Here is a 20,796-nt window from a genome sequence, read left to right on the forward strand (position 1 = left end):
GGTTGCCCTCCCCCCCCCCCGCGGGCGGGGGGGGGGGGGGGGGGGGGGGGGCCCTGGGGGGGTACCAACCGGGGGGGGGCGCCCCCCCCCCCCACGGAGATGAGTGCCGGTGTTCTGCGGACGCGGTAGTGCTGCGCCGCGCCTGAGATGGCGGACATCTGAGATATTCCTCTCTTCATTGGGAGGTGATTTACCGATCACACACCGCAGCCCCGCAGGGCACAAGCGCTGCTGACCGCTGGATAGGGTGATTCGGTGGACCTCATTACCCCCTTTGCGAGGATGCTCCGGGCCGACAACCCGGGCCCGATGACGCTCGACGGCACCCGGTCGTACGTGCTGCGCGCCCCCGGGTCGCCGGGCTGCGTGGTGGTGGATCCCGGCCCGGACCTGACGCCGCACCTCGCCGCGCTGGCCGACGCCGGCCCCGTCGACCTGGTGCTCGTGACCCACCGGCACGCCGACCACACCGGCGGACTGGCGAGGTTCCGGGAGCTCACCGGCGCCCCGTCGCGCGGGGTGCTTCCGGAGTTCTGCGCGGAGCGCGACGGGGACGCGGGTGCCGGCGGGGTAGGCGCGGGTCCGCTGGCCGACGGCGAGGTCCTGGAGGCGGCGGGCCTGCGCGTCGAGGTGCTGGCCACGCCGGGCCACACGGCGGACTCGGTCTGCCTCGTGGTGTCGGACGGCACGTCCTCCGTGGTGCTCACCGGGGACACGGTGCTGGGCCGCGGCACCACCGTGCTCGCCGAGCCGGACGGTTCGCTGCGGGACTACCTGGTGTCGCTGGACCGGCTGAGCGCGCTCGATCTGCCCGACCCCGTGCCGGGGCTGCCCGGGCACGGACCCGTGCTCCCGGACCTGCGCGCCGTGGTGCACGCGTACCGCGAGCACCGAACGGAGCGGCTGGGCCAGGTGCGCTCCGCGCTCACCGCCCTCGGCCTGACGCTGCCGGACGCCGGTGCCCCACTCCCGGAGCCGATCCTGGACGCCGTCACCGGCGCGGTGTACGCCGACGTCGACGCGTCGGTGCTGCCGGCGGCCCGGTCGTCGGTGCGGGCGCAGCTGGAGTACCTGCGCGGCCGGCCCGAGAACTGACCGCCGGCGCCGACCCTGGACCCCGGGCAGCCTCAGGGGAGACCGCTACGCCGCCGAGAAGGTAACGCTCAGCTAGCAGTGCTACCTGTGCGTTACGCGCGCCCACGGGTCACGTCTCTCCCGCGACCTCCAGGAGCACGTGATACCGCCAACGAGGTAACGCTGAGCTAACAGTGCTATCTCAGCGTTACCTCCTCCGTTGTCCGACCTCTCCCGGGCGCCCGGCCAGCGCGAGGGTCAGAGCGGCTTGCCCAGGAAGAGGAGCACGGGGTTGTCCGGGTCGTGCGGCGGGTACGGCAGCACCGGCCGGTAGCCGAGCTTCACGTAGAGCCGCAGCGCCTCGGGCTGCCGGATGCCCGTGCCGAGGTAGAGCGCGAGCCCGCCCCGGCGTCGGGCCTCGACCTCGATCTGGCGCACCAGGGCCGTGGCGACGCCCGCGCGCCGGGCGGCCGGGTCGACGAACACGTTCCGCATCTCGAACCCACGGGAGTCCGCCGCCTCGGCCGAGGCGGCGGTGAGCCCCGCGACACCGCGCAACGGGTCGCTCGTGAGATGCTCCGGCCCGATGGGCGCCGCGGCGACCGAGGCGCAGCCGACCGGCCGCCCGTCGAGGGTCGCGACGAACGTGGCCAGGGCCGCGCGTCCACGCTCGGCGTCGACGACGTCGTAGCCGCCGCGCGCCTCGACGTCGGGCACCATGGAGGGGTAACGCTCCTGGTGGAACGCCCACATGGCGCGCCGCAGGGCGGCGGCTCCGGGATCGTCCCAGGGCACCTCGTGCAGCTCGAGGGCCGGCGCCGCGCCCGCCGCGGATCCGGGGCCCGCGGCCGGGGCGCTCTGCGGAGAACCGTCGGCCGAGACCAGCCACTTGCCGAAGCACCGCGAACCCGGCTCGTCCGAGAACACGCCGAACGACTCGACCGGGTCGTACCCCAGCCGCAGGTACAGCCCGAGCGACTCGGGCTGCATCAACCCGCTCTCCAGGATCAGGTGCCGCACGCCGGCGTCGCGGGCGACGTCCTCCGCGGCGTTCATCAGCGTGCGGGAGAGCCCGCGCCCGCGGAAGCCCGGCGCCACGTACACGCGCTTGACCTCGGACGTCCCGTCCGGGTGCAGGCCGCCCTGGTAGTCGTCGCGACCCGACAGGTCGCGCAGCGCGGCATGCCCGGCCGGCTCGCCGTCGACCCGCAGGAGCAGGGTCGCGAACACGTTCGACGGGTCCACCTGGTCGCGCGGGTCGGGCACGGGGGCACCGTCGGGGCCCGTCGTCGACGGCCTGCCCGGCTGCGCGTACCGCAGGTCGATCTCGTGCTGCTGCTCCGCGCGCAGGCGGACGGCGTCCGCGTGGTCCCAGCCGACCGTCTCGATCGTGAGACCCGCGAGAACCTCAGCGGCCATGCCCGCCCGCCCGGACCTGACCGGTGGTCACGCGTGGACCAGGGAGGACAGCACCGACGTGAAGAACGTCAGGCCGTCCACACCCGCGCGCGGCCCCTCGGCGGACGCCGGGCCGAAGCCGGCCTCGACCGCGTGCTCCGGGTGCGGCATGAGCCCCACCACGTTGCCGCGCTCGTTGCTGATGCCCGCGATGTCGCGGCGCGACCCGTTCGGGTTCCAGCCGTCGTACCGGAAGACGACGCGGCCCTCGCCCTCGAGCTCGTCGAGGGTGTGCTCGTCGGCGACGAACTGGCCGTCCTGGTTCTTCAGCGGGATCGTGATCTGCTGTCCGCGGCGGAACTCGTTGGTCCAGGCGGTGCGCGCGTTCTCGACGATCAGCGACTGCTCCCGGCACACGAAGTGCAGGTGGTCGTTCTTGACCATCGAGCCCGGCAGCAGGTGCGCCTCGGTGAGGACCTGGAAGCCGTTGCAGATGCCGAGCACCGGCATGCCGCCCTTGGCGGCGTCGACCACGGCGGACATCGCCGGCGCGAACCGGCTGATCGCGCCCGCGCGCAGGTAGTCACCGTAGGAGAACCCGCCGGGCAGCACCACGGCGTCGACGTCCTGGAGCGACTCGTCGGCGTGCCAGAGCGAGACCGCCTCGGCGCCGGCCAGACGCACGGCGCGCACCGCGTCGCGGTCGTCGAGCGTCCCGGGGAACGTGATGACGCCGATCCGGGCGCCGGCGATCCCGGGGGCGGCCGCGGCGGCCGACACCGGCTCGGTGGCCGACATCAGGCGCTCACCGGGGTGCCGGTCGCCTCACCCGGGACCGCGGCGGCATCGGAGACCGAGACAACGTCCTCGATCACCGGGTTGGACAGCAGGGTGGCCGCAGCCTCCCGAGCGGCGGCGAGGATCTCCGGCGTCACCTCACCGTCCACCTCGAGCTCGAACCGCTTGCCCTGACGCACACCGGAGAACTGGGTGAAGCCGAGGCGCGGCAGCGCTCCGACGACAGCCTTGCCCTGGGGGTCCAGGATCTCGGGCTTGGGCATGACCTCGACGACGACGCGTCCCACGAAGGCTCCTTGAAGGTGAGGGAATTCCGGGAAGAGTCTACTTGCGCGGCGGGGTGCCTCGCCGTCCGTGGACAGTGACCTGCGCCGCGCTGCCCCCGCGCGCGTCGTCCGGACCGGAGAACGCCTGATGAGAGAACTCTCATCGCGATCTCCTCACCGCCTCATCCGGCCAGGAGAGCGTGTGCGCGTCCGCGAGACCAAGTCGAGGAGAACCACACGTGCACACGCGAGCCGCCGTCGCCCTCGGGCTGGAGCACCGACCTGTCGCCGGCCTGTTCGGCATGCTGGTCACGGTGGCCCTCGGCCTCAACGTGATCTTCCTGTCGCACTCGTTCCTGGGGATCCCCGAGTGGCCCGGCTTCCGGTTCGCGATGGAGCGCAGCGTGCCCGAGGTGGTCGGGTACGTCTTCACCGCGTGGGCGGCCGGGCTCGCCCTGTATCTCGCCGTCGCGCACCGCCAGGCGGTGCTCGCCGCGTGGGGGGCGGTGTTCGCCGTGCTGCTCGCCGACGACTACCTCATGCTGCACGAGCGGATGGCCAAGGTGGTCTCGGCGAACGTCACGGTGCCGTACCCGTACGGGCAGCCGGTCGGCGAGATCGTCTGGCTCGCGTTCGTCGGGGGCGTGCTGCTGACCGCCGTCACCGTCTCCTACCGCTGGGCGGCACCCGAGTGGCGCGCGTCGTCCCGCGTGCTCACGGCGCTCCTCGCGCTGCTGGTGGTGTGCGGGGTGGGGATCGACGCCGTGCACGGGTTCACGACGAACCGCGGCGTCCGGCACGTGCTGCTCAGCTCGCTGGAGGACGGCGGCGAGGTGCTCCTGCTCGCCGTCGTGGTCACGTTCCTCTACGCGCTCGCCTTCTGCGGCCACCGCTCGACGCCGGACACGCTGACGCGGGGCCGGGCGGCGCTGCGGCCGTGAGCCGCAGGGGCCTCACGCCGTCAGGTACTGGTCCGCCCAGGCGCTGATGATCCGGGCGGCGCGCTTCGCCTGGCCCGGCGCGGTGAGCAGGTGGTCGGCGCCCTCCAGGGACACGAACGAGCGGGGGTGCCGGGCCTCCCGGAAGATCTCCCCGGCGTTCGAGATGTCCACGGTGCTGTCCGTCGGCGAGTGCATCACGAGCAGCGGGGAGCCCAGCTCGCGGATCTTCGAGCGCAGCTCGGCCCGCCGGACGTCCTCGACGAAGTGCCGCTTGAGCGTGAGCGCGCGGCCGCCCACCATCCACTGGGCGTGGCCGTCGTCGAACACCCGGCCCAGGACGGCGTCGTAGTTGTGCTCCGCGTGCCGCGGCTGGACCGGGGCGCCGATGGTCGCGACCGCCTGCACGCCCGGGACGTCGGCGCCGGCGGCGATCACCGCCGCGCCGCCGAAGGAGTGCCCCACGAGGAGGTGCACCGGCATGTCGTGGTCGGCCATGAACTCGGCGGCCCGCACCGTGTCGGCCACCTTGTGCGTGAACGAGCCGTCACCCCAGTCGCCCTCGGAGTCGCCCAGGCCCAGGTTGTCGAAGCGCAGCATCCCGATGCCCTCGATCGCGAGCTGCTTGCAGATCCGCGCCGCGGCCGGCGAGTCCTTGCCCAGCGTGAACCCGTGGGAGAACACTCCCCAGCCCCGCACCTCGCCGTCCGGCCGGTCGATGATGCCCGCGAGGCGCGGCCCCGTGGTGCTCTCGAACGTGACGCGCTCAGCCACGACCACTCCCCTCTCGACGAAGCCGCGATGTTAACGCCACCCGAGTTTCGCGGAGATGACACCGACGCGCAGCGAGACGGGGCGGACCAGGCCCCTGACTCGGCGCACGGCTTGCGTCGAGTCAGGGGCATGGTCGGACCGCCCGGCTGACTCGCGGCATCCGGAGCGGGTGAGTCAGTCGGGCGTGGCGCGGTGAGGCGCGCGACGGCGTCCGGCACGGATGCCGTGCTAGGGGACGGTGACCTCGCCGCGCTCGGCCTTCAGCGCGATGTCCGTGCGGTGGTGCGAACCCTTGAGCTCGATCCGCGCCACACCCTCGTAGGCCCGACGGCGGGCGTCCGCCAGGTCGGTGCCCAGCGCCACGACGGACAGCACGCGGCCGCCCGCGCTGACCAGCTCGCCGGTCTCGGAGAGCCCGGTGCCGGCGTGCAGCACGTGCACCCCGGGGAGCGACTCGGCGTCCTCGATACCCGTGATCGGGTCGCCCGACCGGGCCGACGCCGGATAGCCCTCGGACGCGACGACCACGGTGACGGACGCCTCGGGGCGCCAGCGCAGGGGCTCCAGGTCGGCGAGCACGCCGCGGGCCGCCGCGAGCAGCACCTCGGACAGCGGCGTCGCCAGCCGGGCCAGCACGGACTGGGTCTCCGGGTCGCCGAAGCGCGCGTTGAACTCGACCACGCGGGTGCCGCGGCTGGTGAGCGCGAGCCCCACGTAGAGCACCCCGGAGAAGGGCGTCCCGCGGCGGGCCATCTCGTCGACCGTGGGCTGGGCCACGCGGCTCAGCACCTCGTCCACGAGGCCGGACGGCGCCCAGCCGAGCGGGGTGTACGCACCCATGCCGCCCGTGTTGGGGCCCTCGTCGTCGTTCCCGACACGCTTGAAGTCCTGCGCGGGGACCAGCGGGACCACCGTGGTGCCGTCGCACACGCAGAACAGCGAGACCTCGGGGCCGTCGAGGTACTCCTCGACCACCACCCGGCCGTTCTCGTGGGACAGGCAGGCCGCGCCGTGGGCGAGGGCCGCCGCGCGGTCGTCGGTGACGACCACGCCCTTGCCGGCCGCGAGGCCGTCGTCCTTCACCACGTACGGGGCGCCGAAGGCGTCGAGCGCCGCCTCGAGCTCGGAGACGTCGGTGCACACGTGCGCCATCGCGGTCGGCACGCCGGCGGCGGCCATGACCTCCTTGGCGAACGACTTGGAGCCCTCGAGCCGGGCCGCCTCGCCGGACGGGCCGAAGACCGGGATGCCGGCAGCGCGGACGGCGTCCGCGACGCCCGCGACCAGCGGCGCCTCCGGGCCGACGACGACCAGCTCCGCACCGAGCCGCTCGGCGAGGGCCGCCACGGCGACACCGTCGAGCGGGTCGACCTCGTGCAGCGTGGCGACCCCGGCGATACCCGGGTTGCCCGGCGCGGCGTGCAGCTCGTGGGAGGCGGTGCCGGAGACGTTCTCCCGGTCGAGGGAGTGGACGATGGCGTGCTCGCGGGCACCTGTCCCGATGACGAGGATCTTCACGGTGGCAGAGGTCCTTCTCAGCGCTGGTGGATGAGGTCGTGGACGGGGATGATCTCGTCGCGCTTGGGCCCCACGCCGATCGCGGAGATCCGGGTGCCCGACATCTCCTCGAGCGCCTTCACGTAGGCCTGGGCGTTCTTCGGCAGGTCGTCGAAGGACCGCGCCCGGGAGATGTCCTCCCACCACCCGTCGAGCTCCTCGTAGATCGGCTTCGCGTGGTGGAACGCCGTCTGGTCGGTGGGCATCTCGTCGCGGCGGACGCCGTCGACGTCGTAGGCCACGCAGACCGGGACCTTCTCCATGCCGGTGAGCACGTCGAGCTTGGTGAGCACGATGTCGGTGAGCCCGTTGATCCGGGTCGCGTAGCGCGCGATCACGGCGTCGTACCAGCCGGTGCGCCGGGCGCGACCGGTGGTCACGCCGTACTCGCCGCCGGTCTTGCGGAGGAACTCGCCCTTGTCGTCGAACAGCTCCGTGGGGAACGGCCCCTCGCCGACGCGCGTCGTGTACGCCTTGATGACGCCGATCACGGAGTCGATCCGGGTGGGCCCGACGCCGGACCCGGTCACCGCGCCGCCCGCCGTCGCGCTGGAGGACGTGACGAACGGGTAGGTGCCGTGGTCGATGTCGAGCATCGTCGCCTGGCCGGCCTCGAACAGCACGTTCTTGCCCGCGTCGAGCGCCCTGTTCAGCTCGACCGCGGTGTCCGTGACCATGGGCCGCAGGCGGTCGGCGTACTGGAGCAGCTCGTCGAGCGTCTCGTCGACCGTGATGGCGCGCCGGTTGTAGACCTTCACCAGCAGGTGGTTCTTCTGGTCCAGCGAGCCCTCGATCTTGGCCCGCAGGATCTTCTCGTCGAACAGGTCCCACATGCGGATGCCCACGCGGTTGGTCTTGTCGGCGTACGCCGGCCCGATCCCCCGGCCCGTGGTGCCGATGCGGCGCTTGCCGAGGAACCGCTCCGTCACCTTGTCGATGGTGCGGTGGTACGGCGCGATGATGTGGGCGCTGCCCGAGACCAGCAGGCGGGACACGTCCACACCGCGCTCGATCAGCGCGTCGAGCTCCTCGAACAGGACCTCGATGTCCACCACCACGCCGTTGGCGATGACCGGCACCACGCCGGGCGACAGGATGCCCGACGGCAGCAGGTGCAGGGCGTACTTCTCGTCGTCGATGACGACGGTGTGCCCCGCGTTGTTACCACCGTTGAACTTGACCACGTAGTCGACGCGGGAGCCCAGGAGGTCCGTTGCCTTTCCCTTGCCCTCATCGCCCCACTGGGCCCCGACGAGCACGACGCCTGGCATGGATCTCCACCTTCTCGGATTGCTTGGTTGCTCCGCCGAGAGCGCTCCGTTGGCGCCGGCGGGCCGCGCCCGAGTCTACTTCGTGGTGGGCACCAGGGCGCGAACCTCGTCCACCGACGTGCCGGAGTCCACGAGGAACGTGGCGCAGCGCTCGGCCTCGGCCTCCTCGCCGATGCGGTGCGCCGCCTCCGAGAGGGCGAGGAGCGCGCGGAGGAAACCCTGGTTGGGCACGTGGCCGGCCGGGATCGGGCCCTGCCCGCGCCAGCCCCAACGGCGCAGCGCGTCCAGCCCGCGGTGGTAGCCGGTGCGCGCGTAGGCGTACGCCTCCACGTCGCCCGCGGCGGTGCCCGCCGTCAGCGCGCGCTCGGCCAGGACCGCCCACACGAGGGACGACGCCGGGGCCTGGGCCGCGACCTCGACCGGGTCGCCGCCGTCCGCCAGCCGCTCGCGGGCGGTCGGGTGGTCGTCGGACAGCAGCGTCGGGGCCGGGCCCTGGAGCAGGTTCTCGTGGGAGCTCATGCTCGAATTCTCACACCTCGACCACACCTCGGGTCGACGTGGCGCGCAGCCGGGACAACACCGGACAAAGAGGTCGCACAGGATTGCCCTTGGTGCCAACCACAACGGTGAATTTTGCCTTTCATCCGGTGCGATCGAGCAACAGTCGTTACGCTCGACACATGATCGAGATCGCGACGTCTCCCACGACGACGACGCTCGTGATCGCCGGCGACCTCGACCTCGCCGAACGAGACCAGTTCCCGGAGATCGCAGCGCGCGTGGTCGGCCTGCGCCGGCAGCTGCTCGTCATCGACATGTGCCGGGTGACCTTCATGGACTCCACCGGGGCCGCGTTCCTCATCTCGCTGGCCGACGCCGGCCGCAAGCGCGGGGGCGCCACCGTCATCCGCGGCGCCGACGAGCGGGACCTGTTCGTGCTCGAGGTGTGCGGGGCCATGGAGCTCTTCCGCGTGGACGACGAGCACTCGTGCGAGCCGGCCGCCCCCGACTCGGGGTTCGCCGTCATGACGTCGCGCGACGACGACACGTCGCCGTTATCCCACCGCGACGCGTCCACCGCGTAAAACGTTTCCCAAGGGTCTCGCCGACGCGGCACACGGAGCCCGAAGGTCTCGGGAGATCCGCCCGCGATGACCGAAGGTCTCCTACTTGGGCGGTGTCGGCTGACGGCGCAGCTTGGCCCAGACCAGCTTGCCCGAGCCCGACGGACGCCAGCCCCACTCGGCCAGCCGGTCCACGATCTGCATGCCGAACCCGCCCAGGCGGTTCGGGTGCCCGTCGGTGGCGACCGGCGGCGCCGGGTTGTTGTCCTCGACCTCGATGCGCAGCCCGTCGCCCGTGTCGTACAGGCGCAGCGCGATGTGCCCCCAGCCGTGCAGCACGCCGTTCGCCACCAGCTCGGAGACCACCAGCTCGGCCTGCGCGGACTCCTCGATGCCCCAGGCCTGGCAGGTGCGCAGCACCGCGTGCCGGGCCCGGCCGATCGAGGACGGCTCGCTCGGCAGCATCCAGCGCCGCCAGCGCGGTGACAGGGCCGTCTCCGCGGCGTCGCCCGCCGGGTCGGGGATCCGGACGACGACGATCGCCACGTCGTCCTCGGGCGCGTCCGCCAGGCGCGACAGCAGCTCCTCGCCCACGCCCGCCGCGTCGCGGGCCGTGATCGCCGACGCCGTCTCCAGCAGGGCCTCCAGGCCCAGCCGCAGGGACCGGTCGCGGCGTTCGATGAGGCCGTCGGTGTAGAAGAGGAGCGTGTCACCGGGATGCAGCTTGGCCTCGCCCGTGGTCCGTTCCCGGGAGCCGAAGCCGACGAGCGCACCGCCGCCGTCGTCCAGCTTGATCACCTCGCCGGCGCGCAGCAGGAGCGGCGGCAGGTGGCCCGCGCGCGAGTAGCCGACCGTCCAGGTGTCCGGCTCCTCCTCGCGCTGCAGGGAGGCGTACACCATGCTCGCCGAGCGCGGGATGCCCATGCCGGCCACGAGCTGGTCGACGCGTTCGAGCACCCGGCTCGGCGTGGACAGCTCGAACGCGTAGGAGCGCACCACCGAGCGCAGCTGGCCCATGGTCGCGGCGGCCTCGACGTCGTGCCCGACGACGTCGCCGATCACCAGCCCGACCAGCTCCGGCGAGATCTGCAGCACGTCGTACCAGTCGCCGCCGACCTGCGCATGCTCGGCGTTGGGGGCGTAGTAGGTCCACACGTCGAGTCCCGCGACGTCGGCCTGCTCGGGGAGCATGGCGCGCTGCAGGGTCTCGGCGAGGCGGTGCTCGCGCGCGTACATCCGCGCGTTGTCGATGGCGCTGCCCGCACGGCGTGCCACGACCTCGATCACGGTGCGCAGCGTGTCGGGCTCGTCGGCCTCGACGTAGTCGCCCGGCTCGTCCTCGTCCGGCACGATCACGACGAGGCCGAGCACGTCCCGCCGGCCGGCGACGGGGTGCACCACGACGGAGTCCGGCGCCTTGCCGAGCTCGTCCGCGAGCCGCAGCGTGAGGTCGCGCTGGAGCCAGCCCGACGCCGAGTGCGGGGCGTGCGGGATGTCGAGGTGCAGCGTGACGGGGCCGTCGAGCACGCCGTCGAGCACGTCCTGGACCGAGTCCACGACCTCGAGGATCGGCATGGGGCCCGTGGTCACGGAGTCGCCGAGCGCGTCGGTCTGCGGACGGCGGCGCTGCGTCTTGTCCGCGATGTTGTCGCCCTCGATGTACCGCGCGTGCCGGCGACCGCGGCCGCTCGGCGGTGCGGCGACGTCGACGCCGGCGGCGTGCTTGAGGCCGTCGTCGTTCACGTAGAAGCCCGCCCAGCGCACCATCGACTGGAGCAGCTCCGCGATGTCGCGCAGGGCGTACGGGTACTCGAGGTCCGTCAGGATCTCGGTGGTCTGCGCGATGAGGTCGAGGTCCTCGCGCTGCTGCCGCTCGATCTCCAGGCTCGCGAGCTGGGCGGCGTGCCGCTCCATGTGCTCGGAGACGTCCACACTGAACCCGACCCAGTGGGTGATGCGGTTGTCGTGGCCGGCCCGGGCCGGGGTGAGCGTGAGCTGCGCCCAGCCGTGCGTGCCGCCCCGCAGGTGCGACCGCACCGTCGCGTGCACCTCCTGGCCCGCGTTCACCAGCTCGGTCATCCGCTCCAGGTCCTGCGGCTCGACGAGCATCTCGCCGAGCCGGCGCACGGTGTACCCGGCGAAGTCGCTGAAACGCACGCCCGCGTAGCGCTCGAACGCCTGGTTGGCCCAGAGCATGGGCATGCCGTCCTCGGTGGGACCGGTCAGGAACACGGGGAGGCCGACGGACACCGCGGCGCGCAGCACCACGTCGCCGACCGACGGCGGAAGGGTGCGCGGGATGCCCGACCCCGAGAGCCGCGAGCGCGGGTCCGTGCCCGGCACCCGGTGGGTGCCGCCCGAGGGCGTGCCGGACGGGATGCTCGGCGGCACGCTGGCGGCCGGCGGCGGTACGGCGCGGCCGTTGGCGTGCCCGCTCCCGTTCCGGTTCGCCGAGTCGTCGTCCGACGACACGTTCACGGGTGCGTCGGATCGTGCGTTCGATGATGCGTTCGATGATGCGTTCGGGGTTGCGTTCGGCGCGTCGCCGGATGTTCCGCCGATGATGCCGTGCGAAATTCCGTCCTGGGTCGGACCGAGGCCGAAAGTGGAAAGGCCGGGGTGCCGCGGCGGCGGAGAGGACGGTGTCAGACCGGATGAATCGGTCAAAATGCCCTCCCTACGGTATCTAATGCTCGAGGTGCTGTTCCAGCAGGACATTCAACCGTAGATTGGGACAGTCCGAGATCTGAACCTCAACCTCTATCATCGGACCGATACAGCGTCACGACCACTGCTCCCGGAAGGAGAACCGTGCAGGACGGAACCTACGACCCGCCGCGCGGTCCGCAGGGCGGGAGCCCCCAGGACCCCGGCCATCAGACCCCCGAGATCGGCGATCCTGCGAGCATCCACGTCATCGTGGGCCGCTCGCGCGCACGGATCGTCCTCTCCGGAGAGATCGACGCCGACATCGGCGGTGACCTGCACGAGGCGACGGCCGCGGCCGAGGAGTCTCGTCTTCCCGTCGAGATCGACGCGCACCACGTGACCTTCATGGACTCGTCCGGCGTCGCGTTCCTCGCCCGCCTCGCCAGCCGCAGCCCGCACCGCGTGCGCGTGCTGCGGGCGCCTCCGACGGTGCGGTTCCTGCTGGAGGTCACCCGGATCGGCGACCTCCTCGACATCGTGGACGAGGACCCGGGCTTCGAGCTCGACGACGACGGCCCGTCGGGCCCGCCGTCGGGCACCGCCCCGGCACCGGCGAACGTGGGCGGCCCGCCCTCTTCCTGAACGCAGCTGCTCTGAACGCAGATGATCGGTAAAAGGTCAGGTGATCGGTAGCCCGGGCTACCGATCACCTGACCTTTTACCGATCACGCGAGCGGAGTGCTCACATCTTGTGGCCGGCCGAGCGGAGCTGCTGGCAGGCCTCGACGATGCGGGCGGCCATGCCGGCCTCCGCCGTCTTGCCCCAGGCGCGCGGGTCGTAGGCCTTCTTGTTGCCGACCTCGCCGTCCACCTTGAGCACGCCGTCGTAGTTCTTGAAGAAGTGGTCGGCCACCGGACGCGAGAACGCGTACTGGGTGTCGGTGTCGATGTTCATCTTGATGACGCCGTTGTCGACGGCCGCGGAGATCTCCTCCGCCGTCGAGCCCGAACCACCGTGGAAGACGAGGTCGAACGGCATCTCCTTGCCGATCTCGGCGCCCACGGCCTTCTGGATGTCGAGGAGGATCTCCGGGCGGAGCTTGACGGCGCCCGGCTTGTACACGCCGTGCACGTTGCCGAAGGTCAGGGCCGTCAGGTAGCGGCCGCGCTCGCCGGCGCCGAGGGCCTTGATCGTGGCCAGGCCGTCCTCGGGCGTCGTGTACAGCTTGTCGTTGATCTCGGCGGTGTGGCCGTCCTCCTCGCCACCCACGACGCCGATCTCGATCTCGAGGATCGTGCGCGCGGCCTGCGACAGCTCGAGCAGCTCGGCGGCGATCACGAGGTTCTCCTCGATCGGCACGGTGGAGCCGTCGAACATGTGCGACTGGAACGTCGGCAGGCCGCCGTTCTTGACCTGCTCCGCCTCGATGGCCAGCAGGGGCTTGACCCAGGAGTCGAGCTTGTCGGCCGTGCAGTGGTCCGTGTGGATGGCGATGTTGACGCCGTAGCCCTTGGCGACCTCGGTGGCGTAGGCCGCCAGCGCGAGGGAACCCGAGACCCGGTCCTTCACCGTCGAGCCCGACGCGTACTCGGCGCCGCCCACGGAAACCTGGATGATGCCGTCCGACTCCGCCTCGGCAAAGCCCTGAAGTGCGGCAGTAACGGTCTGCGACGAGGTGATGTTGACCGCGGGGTAGGCGAACTTGCCGGCCTTCGCCCGGTCGATCATCTCGGCGTAGACCTCAGGGGTTGCGATGGGCATCTGCGAAACTCCAAACGAATGGTGAGGTGGGCGGTCGCAAGCGTGTCCAAGGCCGCCCGGGGATGCACCATCGATCTTGCCATGATCCACCGGCAGTCGTGTGCGGTCGTTCGACAGTCGAACGGCCGAAACACTGTGGTTTTCGACTTTCAGAGGGCCGCGGACGGGCTGCGGGCGAGCTCCGGACGAGGTCAGCTCGGCGGGTGGCCGACCGGCCGGTCCTCGGGGTTGCGGCCGCGGATCGGGGTGAAGAAGGCGACGCCGACCACACCGAGGTAGATGGCCGCGACGGCGAGCAGCGGACCCGAGGCGCCGAACCGGGCCGCCGCGGCGGTGAGCGCGGCGGCGCCCAGCGGCGCGAGGCTGTGGTGGATGGTCCAGAACGCGGCGGTGACGCGCCCGAGCAGCGCGTCCGGCGTGATCATCTGCCGCAGAGACATCGACGAGACGGCCGCGAGCATCAGCCCGAACCAGAACCCGAGCACAGCGGTGCCGATGACCAGCACGTCCTGGCTCAGCGCGAGGACGGCCGCGGCCACGCCGCAGAGGGTCATGGCGCCGAGCCAGAGGGTGCCGAACCCGAGTCTGCGGCGCAGCCAGGCGGACAGGGCCGCCGCCACGCACGTGCCGACGCCCGCCGCGGCCATCACGTACCCGACCACGTTCTCGCCCTGCCCCAGGCCGTGCCGCACCTGGTAGATGATCACGTCGGTCAGGCCGAGGGTGACGAATGTGGTGATCGTCAGGAAGACCGTCAGCGCCCGGAGCACCGGGTGCCCCCACAGGAACCGGGCGCCGGTCACGAACCCGGTCCGCAGGTCGCGGCCCAGGCCGGGCCGGTCCGCCGGGTTCGCGGTGGGCGCCACCCGCGAGAGCCGGACGGCGAGGAGCCCGAGCGCCGAGACGCCGAAGGTCGCCGCGTCGACGGCGATGGCCGCCGTGACCCCGAGCGCGGCCGCGACCAGCCCGGCGAGCGCCGGCCCGCCGATGCTGGCCAGGGAGGCCGTGGCCTGGAGCTTGCTGTTGGCCTCGGCGACCCGGTCCCGGCCCACGATGTTCGGCACGGCCGTGATGTACGTGATCTGGAAGAGCTGGCCGAACACCGACGCCACGGCCGCGACGACGAAGAGCAGCCACACCTGTGGGTCGATCGCCCAGCACACGGGCACGGCAGCGAACAGGAGCAGGCGCGCCACGTCGCACGCGACGAGGAGCCGACGGCGGTCGAACCGGTCGACGATCGCCCCGCCGACCAGGCCCATCAGGAGCGACCCGGCCGCCATGACGCTGGTCAGCAGGCCCATCTGCACCAGCGAGCCGGTCGCCTCCAGCATCAGCAGCGGGAACGCGACCACCGAGAAGGAGTCCCCCAGCACCGAGAACGTCTGGGTGCCCCAGAAGACGAGGAAGTTCCGGTCACGTGCGAGGGATCGCCGGTTCACCCGACGATCCTGTCCGAGCCACGAGCCCCGGGCAACGGAGTTTTCACCGGTGTCCGTCGACCGCGGCCGCCTCAGAGACCGAGCGTTCGCAGCGTCGCCACGGTGACCGAACCCAGCGTGACCAGGATCGCGAACGTCCATTCGGCCGAGGTCAGCCGGACCCTGCCCACCTCGACCCGGCGGGTCAGGTTCTTGGGCGCACGGACCTGCTGGCGGATCCGTTCGAGGTCCTCCGCGAGCCCGACCATCGGGCTCGTCCGCTTCAGCAGCCTGACCTGCCAAGGACGCTCGATGAGCCCGACCGTCGCGGACCCGCCCTCCCGGTCCGTCACCACCAGCCCGGTGTCGTCGTGCCGAACCTCCGCCACGTCACCCCAGGAGTAGTCGTGCTGCCTCGCCCCCGAGCGGATCGAGAGCCTGACGCCGTCCGCCCGGACCGCGTTCCCGTCACTGACGAGCATGACGAAGCAGAGACCGATGGTGAGTGCCGCGGCCACCCATCCGTCGACCACCCGGCCCTCCGTGTGCACGAACGCCTTGTCCACGGGGTAGTGGGCGAACACGTACGGGATCCCCACGAGGATCGGCAGCAGCACGACCCGTAACGCCCAGACGGAGATGCGGGAGGGCCAGACGTACGGCAGACGCACCCCGCCGTCGGGCATGCGGCGGGCCGTGCCGCGGCCGTCACCCCGCACCGGGATACGGCCGACCGGGTACTCCGTGACCATGCGCGCTCCTCCTGCTCAGCGGCCGCGTGGCCGTGCAGGCAGGACAGTAACGGCTCGGTGAGGCCTGCGGGCGCTCGCCTCAGGCGTGCTGCTCCATCCAGGTGTGCATGGCGATAGCGGCGGCCGCGCCCGCGTTGATCGAGCGGGTCGAGCCGTACTGGGTGATGTGCAGCACGACGTCGCACGCCGCCTGCGCCTCCGCCGTCAGGCCGGTCGACTCCTGGCCGAACAGCAGCACGCACCCGCGCGGCAGCGCGTGCCCCTCGATGGGCACCGAGCCGGGCACGTTGTCGATGCCGACGATCGGCAGGCCGCCGGCCCACTCCGCCAGCGCGGCGGCGTCGGGGTGGTGCGTCACGTGGAGGTACCGGTCGGTGACCATCGCGCCCCGGCGGTTCCACCGGCGTCGGCCCACGATGTGCACGCCCGCCGCGTTGAAGGCGTTGGCGGTGCGGACCACCGAGCCGATGTTGAGGTCGTGCGCCCAGTTCTCGATCGCCACGTGGAACGGGTGCCGGCGCGTGTCCAGGTCCGCGACGATCGCCTCCACGGACCAGTACCTGTACTGGTCGGCCACGTTCCGCCGGTCGCCGGCGGCGAGCAGCTCGGGGTCGTAGCGAGGGTCGTCGGGCAGGACGCCGGGCCAGGGTCCGACGCCGACCTGGGGCTCGGCCCCGGACGGGGTCTCGACGGGCTCGCTGGTCATACCGGTCATTGTGCCCCGCTACGCTCGATGCATGCTGACGACCGCACTCCCGGAAGTCGTGTCCGGACTGGCCGCCACCCCTGTCCACGCAGCGCCCGTGCCGCAGCTCCTGGGCATCGACTGGATGGACCCGAACTACCTCATCGAGCGGTTCGGGGACGCCGCGCTGGTGGGCATCGCGCTCGTCATCTTCGTCGAGACCGGACTGCTGTTCCCGATCCTGCCCGGCGACTCGCTGCTGTTCACGGCGGGCGCGCTCGTGGCGCAGGGCACGCTGCAGATCAACGTCGCGGTGCTCTGCCTCATGCTGTTCGCCGCCGCGTTCCTCGGCGACCAGACCGGCTACCTGATCGGCCGCAAGGCCGGCCCCAAGATCTTCGACAAGCCGGACTCGAGGCTCTTCAAGCGGTCCTACATCGACCAGACCAACGCCTACTTCGACAAGTACGGCGGTCGCACCATCATCGTCGCGCGGTTCGTGCCGATCGTGCGCACCTACGCCCCGGTCGCCGCCGGCGTCGGCAAGATGTCGTACCGGCACTTCGTCACGTTCAACGCGATCGGCGCGCTGCTGTGGGCGGTCGGCGTGACCCTGCTGGGCTACGTGCTCGGCAACTTCACGTTCGTCAAGGAGAACATCGAGGCGCTGCTCGTCCTCATCGTGCTCGTCTCCGTGATCCCGATGATCGTCGAGATCTGGCGGGCGAGGCGCGCGGAGAAGGCGGCCGCGGCGGTTGCCCCCGAGGGGTCCGCGCCGTCGGACGACGCCGCACTGACGGGCGCGCCGCGGGACCCGCGGGCGTAGCCGAGGGGCCCGCGGGCGCAGCCGAGGGACCGTGCCAGGCAAGCATCACTGCTCGGGGAGGGTTACAGAGACGTAGCAGTGCTCACTCTCCGTAACCCTCCCCGGGCAGCAACCGTTGCCTCGTCGGCGGGATCTGCCACGGACAAGGCCTCCGGGTCCGAGACACTAGGCTGGCGCCCATGATCGAGCGGACCACGGAAGCCTGGCTCACGGACATGGACGGCGTGCTGGTGCACGAGGGCACGGCCCTCCCCGGCGGCCCCGAGTTCATCAAGGCGCTGCGGGACAAGGAGCTGCCGTTCCTCGTCCTGACCAACAACTCGATCTTCACGCCGCGCGACCTGCGTGCCCGGCTCTCGTACAGCGGGATCGACGTGCCGGAGGAGAACATCTGGACGTCGGCGCTGGCCACGGCACAGTTCGTCGCGGACCAGATCCCGAACGGCAGCGCGTACGCCATCGGCGAGGCGGGCCTGACGACGGCGCTGCACCAGGCGGGCTACACGCTCACCGAGTCCGACCCCGACTACGTGGTGCTCGGTGAGACCCGCACCTACTCGTTCGAGGCGATCACCAAGGCGATCCGGCTGATCGTCGACGGCGCCCGGTTCATCTGCACCAACCCGGACGTCACCGGGCCGTCGCAGGAGGGGCTGCTGCCCGCCGCGGGCTCGGTCGCCGCCATGATCACGGCGGCGACGGGCCGGCAGCCCTACTACGTGGGCAAGCCCAACCCGGTGCTGTTCCGGTCCGCGCTGAACCTGATCGGCGCGCACTCGGAGTCGACCACGATGGTGGGCGACCGCATGGACACCGACATCCTGGGTGGCATGGAGGCCGGCCTGCAGACGTTCCTGGTGCTCACGGGGTCGACGTCGATCGAGGAGGTCGAGAAGTACCCGTTCCGGCCGAGCCACGTGGTGAACTCGATCGCGGACATCGTCGACCTGGTCTGAGCCGGCCCGATCAGGTCAGGCCGGGGATCCCGAACCCGTCGATCGTCCCGCCCGACTCGAAGCGCGGGCCGCCCTTCTCCATGGGCAGCACGATGCGCGCGACGTCGGCGACCCGCTTGGCGCGCTCGGTCAGCGACGTCACGTCCGTGCGGCCCGGACGCCAGAGCAGCACCGACGGCCCCTCGATGCGCAGCCGGGAGCCGTGGAAGTCGGGCAGCATCACGATGTTCGCGAGGCGGGCGTCCAGGGCTCGGCGCGCGAAGAACTCGTCGGAGGTGCGCACGAGCCACTGGCCGTCGAAGGCGGGGTTGTCGATCTGGACGTCCTGCGCCCCGAAGAGCTTCTGCCACTTCTCCCGCAGCCCCTCGGGCGACAGGTCGACCACGGGCTCACCCGGGAGCGCGTCGAGCGCCACCACGTGCGCCGTGCGGCGCAGCCCGATGCGGCGCGTGTCGCCCTCCGTGCCGGACCGCCAGGTGTAGGTGAACGAGACGATGTCGAAGCCGTCGACGTTCCCGCGGACCACGTCGCGCGCCGTCCGGTCCAGGCCGATGCCGAACGGCCGGCCGCTCCACCGCTGCGCGAGCACGGGGTCGGTGCCGACGTACTCCCAGCCGTTCGCCTCGGCCCAGCGCTCGACGTCCTGCGCGCGCCCACGTCCCATGACACGCACCGCGGCGATGGTGAAGACGACGACGCCGACCACGAGCAGGACTAATGCGACAAATGGCCCCATGAACTTAAAGATACAGTAGGGCTAGGCAAAAGTCTCCACGAGGGAGTGATATGGGGACGGCCAGCGGCTCAGGCGAGACCCAGGTCCTCGAGGCCGTAGAGGTAGTGGTACGGCACCCCGAGCGCCTCGATCTTCTCGCCCGCGCCGGTGGCCCGGTCCACGATCGTGGCCACGCCCAGCACCTCGGCGCCGGCGGCCCGGGCGGCCTCGATCGCCGCGATCGGCGAACCACCCGTCGTGGTCGTGTCCTCGACGACGACCACCTTGCGACCCGCGATGTCGGGCCCCTCGATCTGGCGCTGCATGCCGTGCGCCTTCGCCGCCTTGCGCACCACGAACGCGTCGAGGTCCTGGCCGCGCGAAGCCGCGGCGTGCAGCAGCGCGTCCGCGATCGGGTCGGCACCGAGCGTGAGGCCGCCGACGGCGTCGATCTCGGCCGTGCCGAGGCCGACCTCCTCGAGGTGGTCCAGGAGCACGTGCCCCACGAGCGGGGCGGCCCGGTGGTGCAGCGTGATGCGGCGCAGGTCGACGTAATAGTCGGCCTCCTTGCCGGAGGACAGGGTCACCTTGCCGTGCACCACGGCAAGCTCCTTGATGAGCTCGGCGAGCTGCTCGCGCGGGGTCGGGGAGAAGTCAGCGTTCACGGTGCAAGGGTACGTCGCGCGTCCGGCGCGGCCCCGCGCGTCCGGCGGGCCCCCGGACGCCGGATGCGGACCACGGTCCGGGTTGCCGTCCGACTCTGGGAAGGTTCTGCTGTGAGCATCATGGACAACGCGGTGTACGTGGACGGCAGGCGCACGGCCAACCCCGCCAGTATCGAGGAGACCTGCGAGACGACCCGCGAGCGCGGCGGGATCGCCTGGGTCGACCTGTCGTGGCCGGCACCGGCCGAGATCGAGGCCGTCGCCGCGGAGTTCGCCCTGCACCCGCTGGCGGTCGAGGACGCGATCCACGCGCACCAGCGCCCCAAGGTGGAGCACTACGACGACGTGCTGTTCGTGGTGCTGCACCCCGCTCGGAGCGTCGACGACGACGGCGACGGGCACGTCGACCGCGTCGAGTTCGGCGAGGTGCACGCGTGGGTGGGCCCGGACTTCGTCGTCACGGTCCGGCGGTCCGTCACACCCGACCTCGGCGCGATGCGCGACCGGCTGGAGAAGGACCCGGACCTGCTGCGCCTCGGACCCGTCGCGATCCTGGCGGCGCTGCTGGACGAGGTCGTGGACACGTACCGACCCGTGGTCACGCGGCTGCGCGGCGACATCGACCAGATCGAGGACCAGCTCTTCTCCCGCGACCCCGAGGTGTCGTTCCGGATCTACGAGGCGACCCGCGAGGTGATCGGCCTGCAGCGTGCCACCAGCCCGCTGGTGGAGATGCTCCAGGACCTCTACGACGCCAAGCGGGAGTACGCCGACGAGCAGTCCACCGCCGCGCACGCGGACGCCTCGCACCCCGACGGCGACGTGCAGGACCACCGCTGGGTCGAGCTGCTGCGGAACCTGCGCAACGTGCTCGACCACGCGATCAAGCACGCGGAGACCTCGGACACGTTCCGGTCGCTGCTCACCAACGCCCTCAACGTGCACTCGACGCTGGTGACGCAGGAGCAGAACGAGGAGACCCGTCGGATGACGGAGATCAGCCTCAAGCAGGACGAGCAGATGAAGAAGATCTCCGCGTGGGCGGCCATCCTCTTCGCGCCCACGCTGATCGGCACGATCTACGGCATGAACTTCGACCACATGCCCGAGCTGCACTGGACCTTCGGGTACCCGCTCGCGATCGGCGGGATGGTCGGCCTGGGCGGGATCTTCTACTGGATCTTCAAGCGGGTCGGCTGGCTCTGACGGGGGCGCCGCGCGCCGA

21 protein-coding genes are annotated in these 20,796 nt (G+C 71.7%); 7 read left to right on the forward strand and 14 right to left on the reverse strand.

Features of this window, described 5'->3' with window-relative positions; all coding sequences use genetic code 11:
* The first annotated feature begins 282 nt into the window (after positions 1–282).
* Positions 283–1,095 carry an MBL fold metallo-hydrolase gene (locus AB0I29_RS17070; protein WP_357483914.1) on the forward strand — a complete coding sequence of 271 codons (813 nt, stop codon included), beginning with the start codon at positions 283–285 and terminating at the stop codon, positions 1,093–1,095.
* 237 nt (positions 1,096–1,332) lie between these two features.
* Here the strand turns inward: AB0I29_RS17070 and AB0I29_RS17075 are convergent, their stop codons facing one another.
* From AB0I29_RS17075 to purS, 3 genes are read right to left on the reverse strand one after another with little or no spacing between them, the layout of a single operon-like run.
* A complete protein-coding gene (locus AB0I29_RS17075) occupies positions 1,333–2,493 on the reverse strand; it encodes a GNAT family N-acetyltransferase (protein WP_357483492.1) in 1,161 nt (386 codons plus the stop codon).
* Positions 2,494–2,520: 27 nt separating this feature from the next.
* The gene (gene purQ / locus AB0I29_RS17080; RefSeq protein ID WP_357483495.1) at positions 2,521–3,270 is read right to left on the reverse strand and encodes a phosphoribosylformylglycinamidine synthase subunit PurQ; all 750 of its coding nucleotides are present in this window, start codon (positions 3,268–3,270) and stop codon (positions 2,521–2,523) included.
* Positions 3,270–3,557: a phosphoribosylformylglycinamidine synthase subunit PurS gene (gene purS, locus AB0I29_RS17085; RefSeq protein ID WP_285101882.1), complete on the reverse strand. Its 288-nt coding sequence runs from the start codon at positions 3,555–3,557 to the stop codon at positions 3,270–3,272. The genes purQ and purS overlap by 1 nt, the downstream gene beginning before the upstream one ends.
* 218 nt (positions 3,558–3,775) lie before the next feature.
* On the opposite strand from purS, the gene AB0I29_RS17090 reads away from it, so the two are divergent.
* Positions 3,776–4,477, forward strand: coding sequence for a hypothetical protein (locus AB0I29_RS17090; protein ID WP_357483499.1), 702 nt, complete (start codon positions 3,776–3,778; stop codon positions 4,475–4,477).
* Between the two features lie 12 nt (positions 4,478–4,489).
* Here AB0I29_RS17090 and AB0I29_RS17095 read toward each other — a convergent pair whose 3' ends face one another.
* From AB0I29_RS17095 to AB0I29_RS17110, 4 genes are all read right to left on the reverse strand, one after another.
* The gene (locus tag AB0I29_RS17095; RefSeq protein WP_285101878.1) at positions 4,490–5,254 is read right to left on the reverse strand and encodes an alpha/beta hydrolase; all 765 of its coding nucleotides are present in this window, start codon (positions 5,252–5,254) and stop codon (positions 4,490–4,492) included.
* A gap of 222 nt (positions 5,255–5,476) precedes the next feature.
* Complete coding sequence (gene purD, locus AB0I29_RS17100; RefSeq protein ID WP_357483503.1) at positions 5,477–6,766, reverse strand: phosphoribosylamine--glycine ligase; 1,290 nt, start codon at positions 6,764–6,766, stop codon at positions 5,477–5,479.
* A gap of 17 nt (positions 6,767–6,783) precedes the next feature.
* On the reverse strand, positions 6,784–8,076 hold the full coding sequence (locus AB0I29_RS17105; RefSeq protein WP_357483506.1) for an adenylosuccinate synthase: 1,293 nt from the start codon (positions 8,074–8,076) through the stop codon (positions 6,784–6,786).
* A gap of 75 nt (positions 8,077–8,151) precedes the next feature.
* Positions 8,152–8,595: a DUF3151 domain-containing protein gene (locus AB0I29_RS17110; protein ID WP_357483509.1), complete on the reverse strand. Its 444-nt coding sequence runs from the start codon at positions 8,593–8,595 to the stop codon at positions 8,152–8,154.
* Between the two features lie 161 nt (positions 8,596–8,756).
* Here AB0I29_RS17110 and AB0I29_RS17115 point away from each other — a divergent pair, with 161 nt between their 5' ends.
* On the forward strand, positions 8,757–9,161 hold the full coding sequence (locus AB0I29_RS17115) for an STAS domain-containing protein (RefSeq protein WP_285101873.1): 405 nt from the start codon (positions 8,757–8,759) through the stop codon (positions 9,159–9,161).
* 81 nt (positions 9,162–9,242) lie between these two features.
* Here AB0I29_RS17115 and AB0I29_RS17120 read toward each other — a convergent pair whose 3' ends face one another.
* Entirely contained in the window at positions 9,243–11,618 is a 2,376-nt protein-coding gene (locus AB0I29_RS17120) for a SpoIIE family protein phosphatase (RefSeq protein WP_357483513.1), read from the reverse strand.
* A gap of 333 nt (positions 11,619–11,951) precedes the next feature.
* Between AB0I29_RS17120 and AB0I29_RS17125 the strand changes: the two genes are divergently transcribed.
* Positions 11,952–12,431, forward strand: a complete 480-nt coding sequence (locus AB0I29_RS17125; protein ID WP_285101871.1) for an STAS domain-containing protein — start codon at positions 11,952–11,954, stop codon at positions 12,429–12,431.
* 100 nt (positions 12,432–12,531) lie between these two features.
* Here the strand turns inward: AB0I29_RS17125 and fbaA are convergent, their stop codons facing one another.
* The 4 genes from fbaA to AB0I29_RS17145 form a co-directional block, all read right to left on the reverse strand.
* Positions 12,532–13,551 carry a class II fructose-bisphosphate aldolase gene (gene fbaA / locus AB0I29_RS17130; protein ID WP_020015710.1) on the reverse strand — a complete coding sequence of 340 codons (1,020 nt, stop codon included), beginning with the start codon at positions 13,549–13,551 and terminating at the stop codon, positions 12,532–12,534.
* 191 nt (positions 13,552–13,742) lie between these two features.
* Positions 13,743–14,993, reverse strand: coding sequence for an MFS transporter (locus AB0I29_RS17135; protein ID WP_357483518.1), 1,251 nt, complete (start codon positions 14,991–14,993; stop codon positions 13,743–13,745).
* Positions 14,994–15,064: 71 nt separating this feature from the next.
* On the reverse strand, positions 15,065–15,724 hold the full coding sequence (locus AB0I29_RS17140) for a hypothetical protein (protein WP_357483521.1): 660 nt from the start codon (positions 15,722–15,724) through the stop codon (positions 15,065–15,067).
* Between the two features lie 79 nt (positions 15,725–15,803).
* Positions 15,804–16,430: a TrmH family RNA methyltransferase gene (locus tag AB0I29_RS17145; RefSeq protein WP_357483524.1), complete on the reverse strand. Its 627-nt coding sequence runs from the start codon at positions 16,428–16,430 to the stop codon at positions 15,804–15,806.
* A 31-nt stretch (positions 16,431–16,461) separates the two neighbouring features.
* On the opposite strand from AB0I29_RS17145, the gene AB0I29_RS17150 reads away from it, so the two are divergent.
* Together AB0I29_RS17150 and AB0I29_RS17155 are read left to right on the forward strand one after the other, a co-directional pair.
* Positions 16,462–17,235, forward strand: a complete 774-nt coding sequence (locus AB0I29_RS17150; RefSeq protein WP_285101867.1) for a VTT domain-containing protein — start codon at positions 16,462–16,464, stop codon at positions 17,233–17,235.
* A 179-nt stretch (positions 17,236–17,414) separates the two neighbouring features.
* Positions 17,415–18,191: an HAD-IIA family hydrolase gene (locus AB0I29_RS17155; RefSeq protein ID WP_285101866.1), complete on the forward strand. Its 777-nt coding sequence runs from the start codon at positions 17,415–17,417 to the stop codon at positions 18,189–18,191.
* A 10-nt stretch (positions 18,192–18,201) separates the two neighbouring features.
* Here the strand turns inward: AB0I29_RS17155 and AB0I29_RS17160 are convergent, their stop codons facing one another.
* Both AB0I29_RS17160 and pyrE read right to left on the reverse strand, forming a co-directional pair.
* Positions 18,202–18,927: a hypothetical protein gene (locus AB0I29_RS17160; RefSeq protein WP_285101864.1), complete on the reverse strand. Its 726-nt coding sequence runs from the start codon at positions 18,925–18,927 to the stop codon at positions 18,202–18,204.
* A 68-nt stretch (positions 18,928–18,995) separates the two neighbouring features.
* Complete coding sequence (gene pyrE / locus AB0I29_RS17165) at positions 18,996–19,571, reverse strand: orotate phosphoribosyltransferase (RefSeq protein ID WP_182620223.1); 576 nt, start codon at positions 19,569–19,571, stop codon at positions 18,996–18,998.
* Between the two features lie 111 nt (positions 19,572–19,682).
* On the opposite strand from pyrE, the gene AB0I29_RS17170 reads away from it, so the two are divergent.
* The gene (locus tag AB0I29_RS17170; RefSeq protein WP_357483530.1) at positions 19,683–20,777 is read left to right on the forward strand and encodes a magnesium and cobalt transport protein CorA; all 1,095 of its coding nucleotides are present in this window, start codon (positions 19,683–19,685) and stop codon (positions 20,775–20,777) included.
* The last annotated feature ends 19 nt before the right edge of the window (positions 20,778–20,796 follow it).

It is taken from the genome of Promicromonospora sp. NPDC050262, from assembly GCF_040655935.1.
GTDB lineage: Bacteria > Actinomycetota > Actinomycetes > Actinomycetales > Cellulomonadaceae > Promicromonospora.